General features: G+C 70.4%; 17 protein-coding genes and 1 tRNA gene. 9 read left to right on the forward strand and 9 right to left on the reverse strand.

What is annotated here, in order from left to right:
* The 4 genes from ACZ6JS_RS16270 to ACZ6JS_RS16285 form a co-directional block, all read left to right on the forward strand.
* Positions 1 to 2,318 (forward strand): D-alanyl-D-alanine carboxypeptidase family protein (locus ACZ6JS_RS16270; RefSeq protein ID WP_469298416.1); only part of this gene is annotated, 2,318 nt, incomplete at its 5' end.
* Between the two features lie 190 nt (positions 2,319 to 2,508).
* Positions 2,509 to 4,410 (forward strand): MFS transporter, encoded by a 1,902-nt coding sequence (locus ACZ6JS_RS16275; RefSeq protein WP_469298418.1) that lies wholly within the window; start codon positions 2,509 to 2,511, stop codon positions 4,408 to 4,410.
* A gap of 94 nt (positions 4,411 to 4,504) precedes the next feature.
* Positions 4,505 to 4,708: a hypothetical protein gene (locus tag ACZ6JS_RS16280; RefSeq protein ID WP_469298420.1), complete on the forward strand. Its 204-nt coding sequence runs from the start codon at positions 4,505 to 4,507 to the stop codon at positions 4,706 to 4,708.
* 161 nt (positions 4,709 to 4,869) lie between these two features.
* The gene (locus ACZ6JS_RS16285; protein ID WP_469298421.1) at positions 4,870 to 6,198 is read left to right on the forward strand and encodes an ATP-binding protein; all 1,329 of its coding nucleotides are present in this window, start codon (positions 4,870 to 4,872) and stop codon (positions 6,196 to 6,198) included.
* Here ACZ6JS_RS16285 and ACZ6JS_RS16290 read toward each other — a convergent pair.
* The 6 genes from ACZ6JS_RS16290 to ACZ6JS_RS16315 all read right to left on the reverse strand — a co-directional run bounded on the left by ACZ6JS_RS16290 (position 6,101) and on the right by ACZ6JS_RS16315 (position 11,670).
* Entirely contained in the window at positions 6,101 to 6,949 is an 849-nt protein-coding gene (locus ACZ6JS_RS16290; protein WP_469298423.1) for a nitroreductase/quinone reductase family protein, read from the reverse strand. The two genes, ACZ6JS_RS16285 and ACZ6JS_RS16290, sit on opposite strands and share 98 nt — an antisense overlap.
* Before the next feature lie 233 nt (positions 6,950 to 7,182).
* Positions 7,183 to 7,255 (reverse strand) — tRNA-Arg (locus ACZ6JS_RS16295).
* A gap of 396 nt (positions 7,256 to 7,651) precedes the next feature.
* Entirely contained in the window at positions 7,652 to 9,127 is a 1,476-nt protein-coding gene (locus tag ACZ6JS_RS16300) for a hypothetical protein (protein WP_469298425.1), read from the reverse strand.
* Complete coding sequence (locus ACZ6JS_RS16305; protein ID WP_392596005.1) at positions 9,120 to 10,058, reverse strand: hypothetical protein; 939 nt, start codon at positions 10,056 to 10,058, stop codon at positions 9,120 to 9,122. The genes ACZ6JS_RS16300 and ACZ6JS_RS16305 overlap by 8 nt, the downstream gene beginning before the upstream one ends.
* A 225-nt stretch (positions 10,059 to 10,283) precedes the next feature.
* Positions 10,284 to 10,946, reverse strand: a complete 663-nt coding sequence (locus ACZ6JS_RS16310) for a hypothetical protein (RefSeq protein WP_392596007.1) — start codon at positions 10,944 to 10,946, stop codon at positions 10,284 to 10,286.
* Between the two features lie 262 nt (positions 10,947 to 11,208).
* Positions 11,209 to 11,670, reverse strand: a complete 462-nt coding sequence (locus ACZ6JS_RS16315) for a hypothetical protein (protein WP_469298427.1) — start codon at positions 11,668 to 11,670, stop codon at positions 11,209 to 11,211.
* Positions 11,671 to 12,203: 533 nt separating this feature from the next.
* Here ACZ6JS_RS16315 and ACZ6JS_RS16320 point away from each other — a divergent pair.
* Positions 12,204 to 12,527, forward strand: coding sequence for a helix-turn-helix domain-containing protein (locus ACZ6JS_RS16320; RefSeq protein WP_063890625.1), 324 nt, complete (start codon positions 12,204 to 12,206; stop codon positions 12,525 to 12,527).
* A 102-nt stretch (positions 12,528 to 12,629) separates the two neighbouring features.
* Positions 12,630 to 13,025 carry a hypothetical protein gene (locus ACZ6JS_RS16325; RefSeq protein ID WP_469298429.1) on the forward strand — a complete coding sequence of 132 codons (396 nt, stop codon included), beginning with the start codon at positions 12,630 to 12,632 and terminating at the stop codon, positions 13,023 to 13,025.
* On the opposite strand, the gene ACZ6JS_RS16330 is transcribed toward ACZ6JS_RS16325, so the two are convergent.
* Both ACZ6JS_RS16330 and ACZ6JS_RS16335 read right to left on the reverse strand, forming a co-directional pair.
* Entirely contained in the window at positions 13,003 to 14,241 is a 1,239-nt protein-coding gene (locus tag ACZ6JS_RS16330; protein WP_469298430.1) for an MFS transporter, read from the reverse strand. The genes ACZ6JS_RS16325 and ACZ6JS_RS16330 overlap by 23 nt on opposite strands.
* Before the next feature lie 5 nt (positions 14,242 to 14,246).
* Complete coding sequence (locus ACZ6JS_RS16335) at positions 14,247 to 15,605, reverse strand: NAD(P)-binding domain-containing protein (RefSeq protein WP_469298432.1); 1,359 nt, start codon at positions 15,603 to 15,605, stop codon at positions 14,247 to 14,249.
* Between the two features lie 104 nt (positions 15,606 to 15,709).
* On the opposite strand from ACZ6JS_RS16335, the gene ACZ6JS_RS16340 reads away from it, so the two are divergent.
* Genes ACZ6JS_RS16340 through ACZ6JS_RS16350 form a run of 3 tightly spaced genes read left to right on the forward strand, consistent with a single transcriptional unit; the run spans position 15,710 to position 17,676 of the window.
* A complete protein-coding gene (locus ACZ6JS_RS16340; RefSeq protein ID WP_469298434.1) occupies positions 15,710 to 16,768 on the forward strand; it encodes a flavin-containing monooxygenase in 1,059 nt (352 codons plus the stop codon).
* Between the two features lie 42 nt (positions 16,769 to 16,810).
* Positions 16,811 to 17,182, forward strand: a complete 372-nt coding sequence (locus ACZ6JS_RS16345) for an ArsR/SmtB family transcription factor (RefSeq protein WP_469298435.1) — start codon at positions 16,811 to 16,813, stop codon at positions 17,180 to 17,182.
* A gap of 5 nt (positions 17,183 to 17,187) precedes the next feature.
* Entirely contained in the window at positions 17,188 to 17,676 is a 489-nt protein-coding gene (locus tag ACZ6JS_RS16350) for a GNAT family N-acetyltransferase (RefSeq protein WP_469298437.1), read from the forward strand.
* A 4-nt stretch (positions 17,677 to 17,680) separates the two neighbouring features.
* Here ACZ6JS_RS16350 and ACZ6JS_RS16355 read toward each other — a convergent pair whose 3' ends face one another.
* Positions 17,681 to 19,045, reverse strand: coding sequence for a hypothetical protein (locus ACZ6JS_RS16355; protein WP_469298439.1), 1,365 nt, complete (start codon positions 19,043 to 19,045; stop codon positions 17,681 to 17,683).
* Positions 19,046 to 19,067 lie beyond the last annotated feature (22 nt).

The raw sequence follows: 19,067 nt of genomic DNA on the forward strand, positions 1-19,067 counted from the left end.
CGTCCGAGGCGAAGGCCGAGGCCGCGAAGCCGTCGGCTGCGGCCGGGGATGCGGAGCCCGAGCGGGCGGACAGTGAGCGTACGGCCGTGTTCCGGGCGGCGAAGCCCGGTTCCGCCGGTGCGGGCAAGCCGTCGGCGGAGGCCGAGGAGCGCCCGGCCGCGTCCGGTTCTGTGGCCGGTGGGTCGAAGCCGTCGGCCGGGGCCGCCGAGGCCGCCTCCGGTGGGTCGGCGTCCGAGGCGAAGGCCGAGGCCGCGAAGCCGTCGGCTGCGGCCGGGGATGCGGAGCCCGAGCGGGCGGACAGTGAGCGTACGGCCGTGTTCCGGGCGGTGAAGCCGGGCTCCGCCGGTGCGGGCAAGTCGTCGGCGGAGGCCGAGGAGCGCCCGGCCGCGTCCGGTTCTGTGGCCGGCGGGTCGGCGTCCGCCCCGAAGCCGTCGGCTGCGGCCGACGAGCCCGTGGACAGTGAGCGTACGGCCGTGTTCCGGGCGGTGAAGCCCGGTTCCGCCGCGCCGGCGGCGGGCAAGCCGACAGGCGATTCCGGCCAGCGGTCGACTGCGCCGCGTGAGGCCGCTTCCGGTTCCGGTTCCGGCGAGGCGAAGCCTGGGGCCGTGGAGAAGCCGAAGCCGTCGGCTGCGGCAGGCGAGCCGGCGGACAGTGAGCGCACCGCCGTGTTCCGGGTGCCGAAGGTGGACGCGTTGAAGCCCGATGGCGGGCAGAAGTCGAAGCCCGCCGCCGTGAAGCCGGGCTCCGCTTCTCCTTCCGCTTCGGCCCAGGCGCCGGCCGCGGCCGCCGCCCCGGCCGAGGACAGCGAGCGCACCGCCGTCTTCCGCGCGCCGAAGCCGGCGGCGCCGGGGCCCGACGCCCCCGAGGCCAGCACCTTCGTGCCGCTGCGCACCGACGGTGACGTCACGACGGAGGCCAGGCCGAAGCCCCCGGTCCGGCCGACCCCGTCGGTCTCGGCGTCCGCCTCGACTGCCACCGAGCGCCTGGACCACGGCGACCGCAGCGAGCGGACCACCCAGCAGCCGCTGCCGCCCAAGCCGCCGCTCGACATGCTGGCGGACCTCACGAACAATCCGCCCCCGCCGCCGAGCCCGCTGCGCACCGCCGTCCGCCGGTTCAAGATCTACGCGCCGCTGGTCGTGCTCCTGGGGATCATCCTGGCCGTCGTGCAGCTCGTACGCCCGCTGCCCGAGCCGAAGCTCGTGATGACCGCGAAGTCCTCGTACACCTTCGAGGGCACGATGCCGCAGCTGCCCTGGCCCAGCGAGGGGCAGGCGTACATGGCGGCCGCGGGCCTCGGCACGCTCGGCCAGTCCGGCGAGCAGAAGCCGGTGCCGATCGCGAGCGTCACCAAGTCGATGACGGCCTACATCATCCTGCGCGACCACCCCATAAAAAAGGGTGAGCAGGGCGCGATGATCGACGTCGACAAGACGGCCGAGACCGAGGGCAAGAAGAACGACTCCGTCAACAACGAGTCCACCCTCGACACGGTGAAGGAGGGCGACAAGATCTCCGAGTACGACGCGATCGCCGCCCTCATGATCCCGTCGGCCAACAACATCGCGCGGCTCCTCGCGCGCTGGGACTCAGGTTCCCAGGAGGCGTTCGTCAAGAAGATGAACGACACCGCCAAGGAACTCGGCATGACCAACACCACGTACACGGACCCGTCGGGTCTGGACGCGACCACGGTCAGCACCGCCGAGGACCAGGTCAAGCTGGGCCTGAAGCTGGTCGAGATCGAGACGCTCCTCGACATCACCAAGAAGCCGAACTGGGTCGACCCGTCCGGCAAGAGCTGGCGCAACTGGAACGGCCTGACCGGATCCGGCGGAGCGCTCGGCATCAAGACCGGTACGACGACGAAGGCGGGCGGAAACCTCCTCTTCGCCGCGCAGAAGAAGATCGGCAACACCAACCAGCTGATCGTCGGTGCCGTCCTCGGCCAGCACAAGCCGTCGATCATCGACACCGTGCTCGCCGCGAGCAAGCAGCTGATGGTCGGGACCCAGAAGGCCCTCGAAGGCGCGACCGTCGTGAAGAAGGGCGACGTCGTGGGCTATGTCGACGACGGACTGGGCGGCCGGACGCCGGTCGTCGCCACCGCCGACGTGCAGGCGATCGGGTGGGCCTCACTGACCGTGACCGTGAAGCTCGCGGACGGCGGTGGCGCGATGCCGCAGACCGCGAAGGCCGGCACCGAGGTCGGCGTGCTGACCGTCGGCGAGGGTGCCAGCCAGGTCAAGGTGCCGGTGGCGCTGAAGAGCGACCTGGCCTCGCCCGGCATCGGCAGCAAGCTGACGCGCATCGGCTGACCGCCGTCCGCGTCCGTCCGCGTCCGTCCGCGGACGGCGCGGGTACGAGCGCTGATCCGGCGCCCCGGGCAACCCCGGGGCGCCGGTGCGCGTCTAGCGAATGTCCGCCCGGTCCCGCCGACCGGACGCGGCCAAGGGACCCGGGACGCCAGATGCGTGCCGGCGGGGATCCATGTTGGGGAGTGCGGCAGTGACCACCGCTGAGCAGCAGGGCCGGCCCAGGTCCGCCATCCCGTCGGCCGACGGTGACGGCGACGGCGACGGCCCGGGCCGTAGCGCCGTGCCGCCGCAGCAGGGGCCGCAGGGGCAGGCCCGGCGGCGCACACGCGCCCTCGACCCACTGCGCCAACACCCGGTGCTCGTCGCCACCCTGCTCGCCGCCGTCCTGCACGTCGTCTGGTTCTTCGCCTTCGCCAACAGCGGCGGCGACCTCGCCGCGCAGGACGCCTGGGCCGAGTTCGTGGGCCGGCATCCCGACTCGGCCTACAACCTCGCCTGGTACGGCGGCATGCACCCCGTCTCGTACAGCGTGGTCTCGCCGTACCTCATGCACATGCTCGGCGTGCGCACCACGATGATGATCGCGGGCACCGTCTCGGCCGGGCTGCTCGCCCTGATCCTGACCCGCTGCCGGGGGGCCGTACGCGAGCCGGTGTGGCCAGCCCTGGCCGGGGCGTACGGGCTGTTCTGCAACGCGCTCTCGGGGCGGGTCACCTTCGGGCTGGGCGCGATGTTCGCCCTCGGGGCGGTCGCCGCGGTCTTCTGCTGGCCCCGCAAATGGGCGCGGCGGCGCTGGGCCAAGGCCGCCGTGGCGGCCCCGCTGGCGGGGATCGCGACCGCCGCCAGCCCCGTCGCGGGCCTCTTCCTCGGGGTGATCGCGGCCGCGCTGTTCCTGAGCGGGCGGCGCCCGGGTGCGTACGCGCTGGGGCTGGCCCCGGTGGCCGTGGTGGGGCTGTCGGCCTGGCTCTTCCCGTTCTCCGGGACGCAGCCCATGAAGATCGGTTCGGCCGGGCTGCCGTTCCTGTTCGGGCTGCTGATCTTCTTCCTCGTACCGCGGCGCTGGAAGACGGTCCGGATCGCCTCCGCGGTCTACGCCCTCGGGGTCTTCCTGACCTGGGCCATCGACTCCCAGGTCGGATCGAACGTCACCAGGATGGTGATGCTGTTCGGCGGCGCCGTGCTGCTGGCGGCCCTCCCGTACGAGGTCCCGCGCTCGCGGCGCTGGTACGGGGTGCTGCTCGCCTTCATCGGGCTGAACGCCTGGATCACCACCAACAGCATCACGGACATCGTCCGCACCACCCCGGTCGCCGCCTGGAACCGGGAGCTCGCCCCGCTCGTGGACCAGCTCCAGAAGGCGGGCGCCGACCGCGGCCGGGTCGAGGTCGTCCCGGTCAGCAGCCACCGGGAGTCCTCCGCCTTCCCGTCCTACGTGAACCTCGCGCGCGGCTGGAACCGGCAGGCCGACCTGGAGCGCAACCCGCTCTTCTACGACGACACCCTCACCGCCGACAGCTACCGGGCATGGCTGGAGCGCTGGGCCGTGCACTACGTGGTGCTGCCGGCCGACAAACCCGACTCGGGCGGCGAGGACGAGGCGAAGCTGGTGCGCGCCGGGCTCCCGTACCTCCAGCAGGTGTGGGGCGACGCGAACTGGCAGCTCTTCAAGGTCGACGCGCCGACGAACCTGGTGACCGGGCCGGCGAGCGTCGTGCGGGCGGGCGCCGACCAGCTGGTCATCGACGCGAAGCAGGCCGGCCGGGTGCTGGTGCGGATCCCGCACTCGCCGTGGCTGGGGCTGGTGGATGGGGCGGGCAGGCCGGTGCCGCCGCCGCAGGAGACCGCCGAGTCGAAGGCGCGCGGGGCCGTGCCGAAGGAGTTCGCGAACACGGCCGGATGTCTGTTCAAGGCGCTCCCGGACAGCGAGGGCGACGTGTGGACGGAGCTGCTGGTTCCGGCGCCGGGGGAGTACCGGGTGGCGGCGAAGTACCAGCTGCCGCGGGGCACGCCCTGCCCGGAGGAGGTCGTCCGGTCGACGCCGGGCACTCCGCAGGGTTCGGCCTCGCCACCGGCGTCCGGCTCGACTCCTTGATTTCTTTACGCTCCGGTCCGGGTGCGTTGCTCCGTATATATGCATACGATCCCAGTAGTCCGATTGGGTGCTTCCTGAGGGAGTTGACGACGGGATGAACAAAGAGCAGAAGCGGGACGTCCGGGCGGCCATCGCCAAGGCGCAGGAGGCTTCGCAGCCGCCGCGCTCCCCGGGTCACGGCTTCGACGGTCCTGTACGGAGCAAGGTCAAGGGCGGACTGCACACGAAGGCCGCCCTCAAGCGGGCCGGCACTCCGCAGGGCGACCGCATCGGCGAACGCACCAGTGGCCTGAGCTGACCTACGGGGGAGGCATCGGTGGTGGCGCAGCCCTTCCGGCCCCGGCCGGGAGGGCTTCGAGCGTCCCGGGGGGCGATATGGCCGGATCTTGCGGGATCAGGCCGGATCCCGCCGCTCGCCCGCCCGGGCGGGCGCATTACCGTGACCTGACCATGAACGAAATGCAGCGCAGAGCGCGGCTGCGGCCGCGCCTGCGGCTGCCGGCCTGGACCTCGACCCTGACCTGGAAGGCCACGGTCTTCATCTCCCTGATGTGCTGCGGGCTCGCAGCGCTGCTCGGCTGCCTGGTGCACGGCGCCATGACCCGCCAGACCGTGGGCACGGCGCGCGAGAAGGCCCTCACCAAGCTGGAGCGGACCGTCCAGGCGTACGAGACCGGTGCGCGCCTGCCCCGGGGGGAGGGCATCGACCCCGCCGGCCTGCCACCCCGGCTGCACGCCCTGGCCCTCGGCGGGAAGCGCGGCACGGCGGTCGGCAGCTACCGGGGGCGGCCGGTGATGTGGGCGGCCGCGCCCGCCGAGGACGGCACCGCGATCGCCGTGTCCGTGGACTTCCGCGGCGCCGAGCGCACCATCGCCAACCTCGACCGGGCCATCCTCGGCTCCTCGGGCCTGGCCATCGGCGTCACCCTCCTCATCGGCGCGGTCGGCGTCACGCGGATCACCCGGCGCCTGCACGTGACCGCGCAGGTGGCCCGCCGGATCAGCGCCGGCGACCTGGATGCCCGGGTCGGCGACAAGGCCAGCACCAAGGACGAGGTGGCGGCGGTCTCCCGGGCCCTCGACACCATGGCCTCGTCCCTCCAGCGCAAGCTGGAGGCGGAGCAGCGGTTCACGGCGGACGTCGCCCACGAGCTCCGCACCCCGCTGACCGGCCTGAACGCGGCCGCCGAGCTCCTTCCGCCGGGCCGCCCGGCCGAGCTCGTACGGGACCGGGTGCAGGCGATGCGCTCGCTGACCGAGGACCTGCTGGAGATCTCCCGACTGGACACGCGCAGCGAACGCGTGGAGCTGGACTCGCACGACCTCGCCGACCTGGCGGCCCGCACGATCCGCGCGTCCGGCACCGACACGGCCCTGACCGTGGTCGCCTCCCCGAGGGTGGAGACGGACCGGCGCCGCCTGGAGCGGATCCTGGGCAACCTCGTGGCCAACGCGCACAGCCACGGCACCGCCCCCGTCACGGTCACGGTGGACGGGCCCACCGTGACGGTGACCGACGCGGGGCCGGGCTATCCGGAGTACCTGATCGAGGCCGGCCCGCAGCGGTTCCGTACGGAGGGCACGAGCAAGGGCCACGGGCTGGGCCTGACCATCGCAGTCGGCCAGGCGCGGGTCCTCGGCGCCACCCTCGCCTTCCGCAACCGGGAGGAGGGCGGCGCCGAGGCCCGCGTCACCCTCCCAGAGCCCGCAGTACCGGCAGCAACTGCTCCTCTTCCCGGTCGAGATGGGACTCCAACTCCCGGCTCATGCGCTCGACGCGGTCGCTGAAGCCTTCGCCGGAGCCTTCGCCGGGCGCGTCCAGGGCGCGCACCAGCTCCTCCTGGAGGCGCGCGATGACGGCGTGTTCCGCGCCGACGCGGCGGAAGAACTCCCCCATGTGCGGATGCTGTTGCTCCAGGTAGGGGAAGAGCCCCGCGTCCTCGCTGCGGTGGTGGAACTCCAGGGTGTGGCAGAAAGCCAGGCAGTGCTGGCGCAGTTGCAGCCCGAGCGAGGCCGCCCCGCCCTCCCGCAGGCCCTCCACCGAGAGCTCCCGTACGTGGGCGAGCTGCGCCCGCAGCCAGCCGTGCACGGCGAGCAGCTTGCCGGCGATCCCGCCCTCCGCGTCGGGGACCTCGTGCGTGCGCTGAAGGGCCACGACGGGTATCACCCGCGCGGTGCGCTCCTGGTACTCCCCGTAGCCGGGCTCCGCGCGGACGACCCGCGCGAACAGCTCGTCGCGCCGGGCGCCCACGGCGGGCACGGCGACGGCCTCGTACTCCTCGTTCCCGGTCTCGACCTGTACGAGGGGGCGGGCGAGGAGGTTGTGGTACCAGGCGGGGTGCCGGTCGGCCCCGGCGGCGGACGCGACGACGAGCGGCGTACCGCCGTCGCGCACGAAACCGAGGGGGACGGTGTGCGGCTTCCCGGACCTGGCGCCGGTGGTGGTGAGAAGGAGCAGTTCGGCCCCTTCGAAGGGCCCGCCGACCTTGCCGGCGTTGGCCCGGAACTCTTCGATGACACTCTGATTGAAAGATGACACGGAGTGTGAATTTCCTCACGGTGTGTGTGCGTGCGACGGCAGCGTTACAAACCGAGGGAGATCACCCGTAGCCGGTGGCGTATGTGCCCATGGGCCCGGTCCTTCACAAGCGGGTGCCTGCCCAACCACCGCCCGGCCCACATCTCAGTAGGCGGCGTCACGCGACACGGGCGCCATACAACCACAAAGCGAAGAGGACCCCCAGCCGTTTTGCGGCGGAAGGTCCTCGACTGTGCCCTCGGCAGGATTCGAACCTGCGACACCGGCTTTAGGAGAGCCGTGCTCTATCCCCTGAGCTACGAAGGCGGGGGCTTGTCGGAAACGTTGCCGGAAACCCCAGAGGGATCGCCCGAGCCGCTTCGGCAAGCGTGCTGGTCAGATGACGTGCGCCCGCCCGGGTGGAGCTGCCCTCGCGGACACTTTCCCCGGCACACGCCTGGTAGTCGTCTGACCGCTGACAGCCTAGCGGATCGTGCTGGGAGTGGTCGCATGGATTGCCGTGGGAGTGGGCCTGAGGTGAAGGCATCGTCGTGACCTGGGGTTTCTGAGCGTCTGGGGTGGTGGGTGGGGAGGCCGGGGGTGCTGCACGGGTGTGGGCAGGCTGCTGGAGCGTCCGTTCTGTTCCGCTTGCCATGGATGGGGCCTTAACGGAGCGACGGCCGCGCCCTGGGGTGGGCGCGGCCGTCGTGGGGTCGAGGGGTGTCAGGCGATGCGGAGGACCTGTTGGGCGTTGCTGCGGGCCTGGAGGTGGATCTGGTGGCTGGTGGCGTTCTGAGAGAGGGCGAAGCCGAGGACGAAGATCTTCTGGCGATCCACGCCGTAGGCGATCATGCGGCGATTCCAGAGGCTCTGGTCGAATTGGCTGTGTACGGACTCGGAGTCGGCACGGTAGGGGTAGAGGAGCTGGTGGGTGAGGCTGGCCTCGGGGATCTGCTGAAGGTATTCGGCTCGGTGGAAGCCGCGTTCGCTGTCGCTCTTGATGCGCTTGCCGGTGTCGACGCAGCGCAGGGTCCGGTCGGCAGGGGTGGTGGTGATGCCGACGGGGACGCGGTAGTCGTGGTCGCCGTGGCGGCAGGGGATCTTGAGGACGTGGTACCAGCGGCTCTTGGCGGCTCCGGCACGGTGCTCGAGCTTGGTGATGGGGAGGGGTTCGAGGATGCGGGTGCCGTCGTCGATGCGGATGCTCTCGGCGATGCGGCCTTGGTCGCACCAGAGCTCGTGACCGCTTCGGCAGGGGCTGATGCGTTCGTAGAAGACGGGGGCGACGGATCCGTGCTGCTTGTTGATGGCCAATAGGCCGGCCCGGGCGAGGGCGTCGCGGTGGACACCGCGGAAGGCTCCGTCGTAGACGACGCCCATGCAGTGGGGCAGTGCGTCCTTCAGCATGCGGAACTGGCGTACGGCGATGGCTGCTTCGTCTTCGTACTCGCCGCCGGCGACGTGGGCGAAGCTGAGGATGACGCGGGTCCAGTAGCCGGTGTCGCGGCCGGAGGCGAAGAACCACTTGGTGCCGCGTACCCGCCGCTTCTCCTTCTCTCCGTTCTCGTAGTAGATGCGGGCGGCCGGGTCGACGCGGTGGTTTCGGATCAGGCCGGTGTCCTCGTCCGCGATCTCCACGGCGCGCGCTTTGGAGGGCGCCTTGGGGACGGTGGCGTCGCCGACGAGGAGCTGCCGGCGTTCGGGGCGACTCCATACCTTGGGCGTGTCCGACGGGAACAGCCCTTGGCTCAGGGCTTGCTGGGCGGCATACCTGCGGAACGCTTCCTCGAGTGCGTCAGCGGCCGGTACGAGGAGGTTGTTCAGGGCGTCCTGGTACTGCCCGCGGGAAGGTGCGGTGAGGGGCAGGGCTGCCGCTGCCCTGCGGCCCAGGTGGCGGCGGATACTCGCCCGTACGCTGCGCCAGTCCTGGGGAGACGCGAGGAGTCCTGTGGTGGAACGCTTGGACTTCGTCACCGGGGTGAGGGCGGCCATGATCAGGTAGACGATGCCCGGGTACTCGCGGGGGCAGCCGACGACGTTCGGAGGGGGCAGGAGTTCCGCCATCTCGTAGAGGAGCGGGTAGTCGAGGCAGTCGCGGACGCGCTCCGCGATGCTGCGCTGGTCTTGGTCGGTCAGCTGGCGTTTGCGGTTCGGGCGTTCGGGCTGGGGCTTGGGGGTTCCGAAGACGTCGTCAGGCACGGGCCGGACCCCCGTCGGTGTAGGCGGGGTCGGTCTGCCAGTCATAGCCGACGATGGAGGCGGCCCTGTCCAGGGATCGGATCCCGAGCCTTCGGGCGGATTCCTCGATGCGGCCGGTCACTTCGAAGGTCTCGACGGCGGCACGGGTGGTGACGGAAGCCGGGGTGACGTCGGGTTCCCCGTCAAGGCCGATCCTGCGCAGCAGATCGCGGAGCGCGACACACGTGCGCGACTGCAGGGCCGGATCGGGTGCCGGGGTACAGGACACCGCTAGGCGCGCGGTGGTCTTGTCCGGGTGCTGAGCGAGGACGTGGCGGGCTCGATCGGCCAGTACGTGGCGGCTCCAGGCGTCCAGCCGGCACCAGCGGGGGTCGTATTTGCGCGCTCCGTGCATCCAGACGCGGCTGCGCGGCAGGTCGAGGTCGGCCACGACGCTGTGCCCGATCTCGCCGCTGTGCCCGCCGGCCAGGGCGAGGGCGGCCGCGGCTGCGTGCCGGGTCGGCCGGGCCGCGTATGCGGCGTGGTGGCGCAGCAGTACGGCCTCGTCTTCGGTGAGAGGGCGGGAACCTTCGTAGGTGCGGGCGGGCAGGACGATGTTGCGTGTCGGATCCTGGTCGCTCAGCCCGAGCTCGTGCAGTGTGCGGAAGGCGGTCCGCAAGACGCTTCGGCGGCCCCGGCGGGTAGCCACCGCCGAGTCCGAGACGTGGCCGTGGCGGCTTCGGCCCTTGGCGTTCACGAAGTCCTCGGCGATGCCATCGGTGACGTCCGAGAGAAGCAGTACGCCTCGTGCAGTGGCGTTCCGGCCGAACCTCTTGATGAGGAGACCGAACTTGTCGAAGGTCTGCTCGGACATCTCGTCGAGGGCGGTCATCTCCCGCCATGCGTCGATGATGAGGTCGATGGCATGGATGAGAGACAGGTCGCTTCCCATGATGACGGTCCTCCGGAGGGTCGGGGAGAGCAGTTCGACCCCTCCCCCGACCCTCTGACTGGGAAGATTCGAATGATTCATCGTGTTCCGTACTTGCACCATTACGGTGGGCATGTGTGATCTCCGCTGCAACCCGGCGTGGGCGAATGGATGAGGGCGCGCCGAAGAGACCCCGGGCAGGACGGCCCGGGGCGTCACTCGGTGCGGCGGGGCGAGCCGGCCTGGCTAGGCGCGGGTCGCGGGCCCTCGGAGTGAGCTCACGAGGGTCCCGTAAGCCCGCATGGCCGCTACGAAGGTGTCGTCTGGTAGCGCCATGGTCTCTTCGACGGAGCTGAGGAACAGGCCTGATGCCGGAGCGGCGGGGGTGGGGGCGGGTGTGGGGATGGAGCCCGGGAGGTTGACCAGTCCGTCCTTGGCGACGTGGACGATCAGGGCGTAGTCGAGCCAGTCCACCAGATAGAGCCCGCGTTCGGGCGCCGATGCGGGCAGCCCTTGGCCGAGCTCTTCGGCGAGTGTGGTCCTCTGCCGCGGCCCTTGTCGCAGGAGGCGCTTGGCGGCCTTGGTGAACCAGGCGGACTGCCAGTGGTCATGCAGGAAGAGGCGAGCGCGGGCGGAGTCCTCCGCTCGGAGCCGCGTCAGCTGAAAGCCGGCAGCGGTGACGGAAAGGGCTCCGTGGTGCGTCTCCAGCAGGCCGGCTTGACGAAGAAAGCCCTGCGAGGAGGAGATGTTGGAGGCGCTGAGCCCCACCTTGGTGGCGATCTCTGTGACCGGGATGGCCAGGCGGTCGTCGCCGCCCAGTTCGGCGACGGCGTCGACCACCTTCAGCTGTCGCAGGGTGGCCATTCCGCCGGTGGGCATGATGTTGCGGACTTTGTCTGCGGCACTCATCGAACACCCCCGTGGGGGTACTGGGGCGTCTGACTGCTGCTGGCATGTAGGGGCCAGTGGTGCATGAATGCGTCAGATGGCATGGTGTGGGCCCTCATTTATGATCAAGTGCTGAATGCACAAAATTCCCGAGGGCCGGGTGGGCCGCTACTCCATGGCCTAGCCTGGAGGCGGCGCGTGGGCCCTCAGCTGACGTGTCACGGCGTCGCCAGGGTCTTGACCACCCAGGCGGCGCCTTTTTCTGTTTGAAAGATGGCGATCTCTACGTGCGCGGCTCCTTGCTGACCAGTCGGTAGAGTCCGCGGCCGACAATGAGGACCTTCCCCTTGGCCCGCATGTGGCTGGCGCAGTTGGTGATCTGCCGAGGTGTCGCGTCCGGACGCTCCAGCTGGGCATGGGCGACGATCTTGGAGGTCGGTGTATCCAGGCCGTCCGCGAGCGCTTCGAGGACCAGATCTGTGAGGGACTTCTGCTCCGTGTCGACGCCGGAGGCCGGCCGCCCCGCCGCCTGATGTGGCACACCGGAATCGCGGGCGTCGGAGCCGGAGCTCTGCGGGTCCGCGGGATTCGGGCGTTCACCTGGATCCGTCGGTGGGTGTGAGGGCTGCTTCGCCCCCAAGAACTCCTCGGCCTGGCGAACCGTGTCGCTCACGGCCGACAGTCGTACGTCGGCCGCCAGGAAGGATCGCTCCGCTTCTTCGAAGCGACGTTGGAGGTCGGCCATCTCTTGTCGCACCTCGGCCAACACGCCGGTCGCGATGACCCATTTGGCGTGTTCCCCGGCCTGGATCTCGCGAAGGTGTTCAACGAGAGGGTGCGCGGACCCCGCTCCTGTTGTGGTCATGCTCCGCTCCCCTCGGATGATCCACCCACAAGCTAGCGAGCCTTCGCCCGCTCCGCAGGCAAATGCATAGATGCGAGCGTGCAGATTCTCTGGGGTTGGGTGCAACTCCGCTGTAAGTGAGTCGTGTTGGAGGCCATGCCTCTTATGACTTGCATGATGTCTCCGGTCTCGGTGCATCTGAGAACGCTTGCCGGAGTGGCGCATCGGGCGCGCGCAGTAGCCGAGCGGCGCGTGAGGGGCCGGGTGGTGTCGTCGCCCGCCACCACGGAGCGCTGCCGAAACCCTGGAATGTGCCGCACGGACGGCTCGTGGACCTTTACGCTGTTCCGTACTTGCAACACATGAGAGGTCTCCGTTGCGGGATCCGAGACAAGGGAAGGGTCGGCCCCATGGGTACGTGGGATGATCTCGGCATGCCCCGGAGCAGCAACGACAAGCAGCCGCGCGACTACGTCGTGGACGGCGCTTGGCCCAATGCCGCTCTCGCTCCTGATGCTCCGGTCAGTGCCTACTACGGCCAGTCCCTCTCCCGGAACCTCGCGCGGGCCATGTCCTCCACCGGGCATACGCTGCGCAGCCTCGCGGCAGCGACCGGCCTGACCCATTCGACGATCAGCAGGGTGCTCAACGGCAGGGTCATGCCGGACTCGGGCACGCTCGCCCGCTTGGAAGCGTCCTTCGGTTTCCAGATCTGGCCCGGGCCGGCGGCGCTGCCGCCCGCGCCGCCCGAGTCCTGAGATCGCCGACTACCCACCCGTTCGGTCCGCCCGGAGTGCATCGCGCTCCCGACGGGCCATTCTTTTCTTGTGGGTATGTATGCACCAGAGGTGCGGCGGCGTGTGGTGTATCTCGTGTGCTTCGACGACCTTCACCGGATGGGCCTTGTCCAGTACTCGCCGGGGCTCATGAGCCTCCCCATAGGCGCGTGTGCCCCGGGTGAGTCGTACAGAGCGGCTGCATGCCGACTCGCTGCCGGCTTGGCTTTCCGGTTCGGCGGCACGGTGGCCCGGCTGGATGGCGTGTCGCCCGGTGACGGCGCACATCGGAAGGCACGTCTGTTCACGATGCACGTCGAAGGCGGCCCCTGGCCATCACAGTTGTGGCTTCCGTGGCGCCAGGCGCTCGGGGAAGTGGCGCACCTCGGAATCCCGGAGTTCGAGCCGTTCCTGGAGGGCTACCTCGAAGGCTGGATCCCGGACGGCTGGATCACGCTCACCTCGGATCAGCGGAACTGACCGGGTGGGGCTTCCTCGCCGCTGATGCCACGGCGAGCACCGTCGCGAGCAACGAGGTGGCGACGAGGGCTGCGAAGAGCGGGGAGTACCCGCCGAACTGCGTGGCGACGGCGGCTCCGGCCCAGGGAGCGAGGGCTGCGGCGATGTGGGTGGGTGCGCCGAGAAGCCCTGAGAGGCGGCCGTAGTGCGTGGTGCCCCAGCGGTCGGTGACCGCGGTGGCCTGTAGGAGCGTGAGGTTGCCGCGGACGACTCCGGCGAGGATCGCGAGGGCGATCAGGAGCGGCATGGGGCCTGGGGTGAAGGCCAGTGATGCCGTGGTCGCACCGCCGAGGGCGATCAGGGTGGCGGTGCGGGTCGTGACCGAGGTGCGGGTCGCGAGGGCCGAGTAGAGGGTGCGGCCGAGGGTCTGGCCTGCCCCGCCGAGCCCCAGAGCCCAGGCGGCTTGCGTGGCTGTGGCTCCTCGTTCGGTGAGGAGCGGGATGAGGCCCATCACGACGGCGTACATGGCGAAGCCCGAGAGGGTGAAGGCCACGGCCAGCAGGATGAAGGGGCGGCTGCGGGGTATGGGTGTGGTGCCGTCAGTGGTGGGAGGTTGCGGCGGGGCGGCCGGCCAGGGGGCGCGCAGGGCCAGGGCGTGGGCGGGGATCGTGACGGCGGCGAGGATCACCGCGAGGACGGCGTACGTGGCGCGCCAGCTCAGGTGCTCCGCGATGACTGCCGTGAGCGGTGCGAAGACGGTGGAGGCGAGGCCGCCGGCGAGGGTGACGATGGTCAGGGCGCGGATGCGGTCCGGGCCCCACCAGCGGGTGAGGGCGGCGAAGGCGGGCGGGTAGAAGGTGGCGGCCATGGTCAAGCCGGCGAGCACCCAACCCAGTGTGAAGACGGCCAGGTTGGGGGCGGTCGCGATCACGAGGAGTGCGAGGGTGCCGAGGACGGAGCCCGCGGTCATCACCGCGCGCGGCCCTCGGCGGTCGAGGATGCGGCCGATGGGGATGCCAGCGACCGCCGAGACGAGGAGCGCGAGGGAGAAGGCGGCTGTCGCGGCGTTGACGGACCAGCCGGTGTCGGCCGTCAGGCGCGGGAGCAGGACGGGGAAGGCGTAGTAGACGATGCCCCAGCTGGTGATCTGTGTGGCGCACAGGGCAGGCAGGGCTGCGCGCGGCCGCGACCGGACCCCCGTCCCGGTAGCGGCCGCGTCGGCCTGGGTGTGTGGCACGGACGTCAGCAGCCGCCGGAGGAGGCCGGGGCGCCGATGGTGAGGGTGGCCGGGGCCGCGCAGCAGCCTCCGCCGCTGGTCTCCTCGGCTGCCTGGGGCTGGTCGAAGAGGCCGGCTCCGCCGCAGACTCCGGTCTCGGGGAGGGTCAACTCGACGCGTTCGGCGGCCTCATGGTCGCCCGCGAGGGCGGCGGCGATGGAGCGCACCTGCTCGTAACCGGTCATGGCGAGGAAGGCTGTGGAACGCCCGTAGCTCTTCATACCGACGAGGTAGACGTCCTTCTCCGGGTGGGAGAGCTCCTTCACGCCGTGCGGGTAAACCGTCCCGCAGGAGTGCTGGTTGGGGTCGATCAGCGGGGCCAGCTCGGTGGGCGCCTGGAGACGCTCATCGAGGCCGAGGCGCAGTTCGGAGACGAAGGAGAGGTCGGGGCGCAGGCCGGTGAGGACGATGACCTCGTCGACGGGCTCCAGGCGCTGGCCGTCCTCCGAGACCAGGACCACCCGGTCGCCGTCGCGCTCGATGGCGCCGGTGCGGAAGCCGGTGACGGCGTCGGCGTAGCCGTTGTCCACGGCGGCCTTGGCGGCGAGGCCGAGCGCGCCGCGGGCCGGCAGCTGGTCGGCGGCTCCGCCCCCGAAGGTCGAACCGCTGATACCGCGGCGCAGGATCCAGAGGGAGTGGGTGCCCGGCTCGTCCTTGGCGAGGTCGGCCAGATAGGCCAGCGCGGTGAAGGCGGAGGCGCCGGAGCCGATGACCGCGGTGCGCTTGCCCGCGTACCGGGCGCGGACGGCAGGGTCCCTCAGGTCCGGGACGCGGTAGGTGATGCGGTCGGCCGCGGCCTTCTCGCCGAGGGCTGCAAGTCCGCTGCCGCCGGCCGGGCCCGGGGTGGTCCACGTTCCGGAGGCGTCGATGACGGCTCGCGCCCGGACCCGCTGCTCGGCTCCGTCGGCGGTCTCGTAGTTGACGACGAAGGGCTGGGTGTCGCGGTCGGCGTCGACGATGCGGTCCCGTCCGGTACGGGAGACGCCGGTGACCCGGGCGCCGTAGCGGACCTGCTCGCCGAGGACGTTTGCGAGGGGCTGGAGGTAGAGCTCGGCCCAGTCGCCGCCGGACGGGTAGGTGGCCGGGTCGGGCTTGGCCCAGCCGGTGGGGGCGAGGAGCTTCTCGGCGGCCGGGTCGACGACCTCGCCCCAGGTGGAGAACAGCCGCACGTGCGCCCACTCGCGTACGGCGGCGCCGGCTGCGGGTCCGGCCTCCAGGACGAGGGGTTCGATGCCACGGTCGACGAGGTGGGCGGCGGCCGCGAGTCCGGCGGGTCCGGCTCCGATGACGACGACAGGCAGCTCGGTGGTGGCAGGCGCGTTCACGGCAGGCTCCTCATTTGTTTCGACATCCATCAATGCTTGCGCTTCCAGCATGACACCTGCTTCGATGAGCGTCAACATAGACATGCATCAAATTGAAGGTTTTTGTGGAGCACGTGGATGTCGCGGTCATAGGAGGCGGCCAGTCGGGCCTGGCGGCCGCGCAGGCACTCGCCCGGCGGGGTCGCACGCCGGTGGTCCTGGAAGCGTCGGATCGCGCGGCCGGATCCTGGCCGCGCTACTACGACAGCCTGACCCTGTTCTCCCCGGCCCGATTCAGCGCACTGTCGGGCATGCCGTTCGGCGGCGATCCGGACCGGTACCCGCACCGCGACGAGGTCGTCGCCTACCTGACCGCCTGCGCCGAGCGGCTCCAGGTCGACATCCGCACCGGCCGTCGGGTGGCCGCGGTCGCGGCGACCGGCGACGGCTTCACCGTCGAGCTGGAGGGTGGCGGGCGCCTCGCGACGCGCGCGGTCGTCGCGGCGACCGGCAGCTTCGGCCACCCCCTCCGTCCGGCGCTGCCGGGCCTGGAATCCTTCACCGGCCGGGTGCTCCACGCCGCCGAGTACCGAGCCCCGTCCTCCTTCGCCGAGCAGCGGGTCGTGGTGGTCGGGGCCGGCAACTCGGCGGTCCAGATCGCGGCCGAGCTCGCCCGGGTGAGCCGCACGACGCTGGCGACCCGGGCGCCGGTGAAGTTCGCCCGCCAGCACCTGCTGGGCCGGGACCTGCACTTCTGGCTGACCCGCACCGGGCTGGACGCCGCACCACTGGGACGCCTGCTGCGTACCCCGCCCGCCCAGCCCGTTCTCGACGACGGCCGCTACCGCGTCGCCCTGGACGCCGGCGCCCCGGACCGCCGCCCCATGTTCCTCGGCCTGGAGGGCGAGAAGATCACTTGGGGTGACGGATCGGTGGAAACGGTGGACGCCTTGATCCTGGCCACGGGCTACCGCCCTGACCTGCCCTACCTCGTCGGCCTCGACGGCACCCTGGACGCATCCGGCCGACCTCGCCACCAGGGCGGAGCCTCCCTCGCGTACCCCGGCCTGACCTTCGTGGGCCTGGAATGGCAGCGCAGTCTGTCCTCTAACTCTCTGCGTGGAGTGGGGCGCGATGCCGCGCGGGCGGCCCGCCGCCTGGCGGCCTGCCTGGGTCGTACCTGAGGGCCTCCGCCGATCTAGTTCGATGTGTGTCAACATAGACGCATGTCGAACGCGAAGGTTCTGCCGCTCCTGGACGCCGATCAAGCCGTCGTGCCGTGCTGCCCGCCGCTGACCGAGCGCGCCATCTCCGCGGGCGAGGCGGAAGTGGCGGCGAAGATGTTCAAGGCGTTGGGCGACCCCGTACGCCTGCGTCTGTTCTCCGCCGTCGCCTCCCATGAGGGCGGAGAGGCGTGCGTATGCGACATCTCCGATGTCGGGGTCTCCCAGCCGACCGTCTCCCACCACCTGAAGAAGCTGAAGGAAGCCGGGCTGCTGACCTCCCAACGACGTGGGACCTGGGTGTACTACCGCGTCGAGCCCTCCGTGCTCGCCGCCATGAGCGCCCTGCTGGCCGACGCGGCGAAGGCGGCCTGACCGGCATGCGCATCACCGCACTGCTGGCCGAGCACGCCGACGCGGCGCTGGCGATCTACCAGGCAGGGATCGACGAGGGCAACGCCACCTTCGAGACCACCGCCCCGACCTGGGACGCATTCGACGCCGCCAAACTGCCGGACCACCGCTTCGCCGCAGTGGACGAGGACGGCAAGCTCCTCGGTTGGGTCGCCGCGACCGCGGTCTCGGACCGTTGCGCCTACGCGGGCGTCGTCGAGCATTCCGTGTACGTCGACCCGGCCGCACGTGGCCGGGGAGTCGCCCGCGCCCTGCTCGAGGCACTGATCGCCTCGACCGAGGCGGCGGGCATCTGGACGATCCAGTCCGGAATCTTCCCGGAGAACACCGCCAGCCTCGTCCTGCACGAGCGCGCCGGTTTCCGGGTCATCGGCACCCGCGAACGGATCGGCCGCCATCAAGGCACCTGGCGCGACGTGGTCCTGCTGGAGCGCCGCAGTCCCGGCGCCATGTGAGAGCTCACGGACTGGCTGGCGCTGGAGGCTGTTCGGCTCGACCGTGATCGATTACGGCGCCCTCGTCTACGGTGCGGTTCCATGCGTCGCTGTAGATTTGCAGGTCCTCTGGTGACAGTGCCAGATCTCCGTCCACGCGCACTGTGGTGGTGTCCCAGGGACGGTGCCCGTCGTGGCGGGGCGTGAGCAGGACGCCGAGGGTCGATGATCCGTCCGTCCGGCCGGTGCGAGTGGTGACTTCATGGTGGCGAAGCTGCACGTAGGCGGTGAAGGCTGCCTGGGCTTCGGGATCGAATCGGGATGCGGCGCCAACGATGAGCTGGTGCGCCCTGTCCGCGTCGAGCAGGCGCCGGAAGCGCCACTTGCAGTGATCCTCGGGCACTTTCGGAACATCGCGGAGCATGTCCAATAGCAGATGACCCCACTCCGCCCTGGCTGATACAGGGAGCCGATCGAGGTCGGAGAGCACGGTGAAGCGGTTGAGTTCTGTCATCGGCTCGGCGAGCGGAGTGAGAGCGATGTCCTCGAGCATGATGCGAAGGACACGGTGGACGTTGGTGCCGTCGCTTCCGGCCGGGGCCTGCGGCAGCAGCGGGGCGGAGAACAGCGTGCCGCCGGCTCCCACCAACTCGGTGTCAATTTCGCCAGGAGACGCCTCAGCGTCCGCAGCAGCAAGTTCGTAGTAGCGCACCGGTTCATCGCCGAGGGGAACAGCTGGCTCGGCAGCTGCTCTGAAGAGGTAATCGAGTACCGCAGTGGTAGAACGCAACTGGTCGAAGAGGAAGTCCCAGTCACGGCGTGTGAGGGCGATGGCGGGTATACCGAGCGGCTGCCAGGTGACTATGGCGTTCTGGGGTACGTGCGGGTGATCAAGCAGGAACACCGCGATCCATTCAAACGCGTTGCCGTTTACTCGCAAGGTCCGGTCTCGGCCGTTGACCATGTCGGCAGGCAGCATGCGCAACTGCCGCACGGTGCCCTTGGCCTGACTCATGGCCTTGGCCGCCACCTTCTGAATCCAGACGATCTCCTGAGCGTCGGACTTGGGAGTGATGGTGCGTGCCTTGACCTGAACGACCGCACCGCGTTGACCCGCCAGAAGAAGCCTGTCGCCCAGCTCTCGCTGGCCTGACCCCTTGGCGGCATGGGCCACCTGCTGAAAAACGAAGTCGGGCAATCCCCACGCGGCTGCTGCCGTGTGGGTTGCCTCTTCAGCACCGGGACCGTGGTCGATGTGTGTGGGCAGGGGTAGGGCTGGCGGTACACGGCGTATGTAAGTGCCGTTGGGGGTGTCCACGATGAGCGTGAGTTCTTCGGGGGCATCGTTCTGCGTGGGAAGCCACATGTCGGAAGAAAGAGGTCTCGTCACACCGGCCATTAGACGCGAAATT

It is taken from the genome of Streptomyces sp. NPDC046349, from assembly GCF_055587885.1.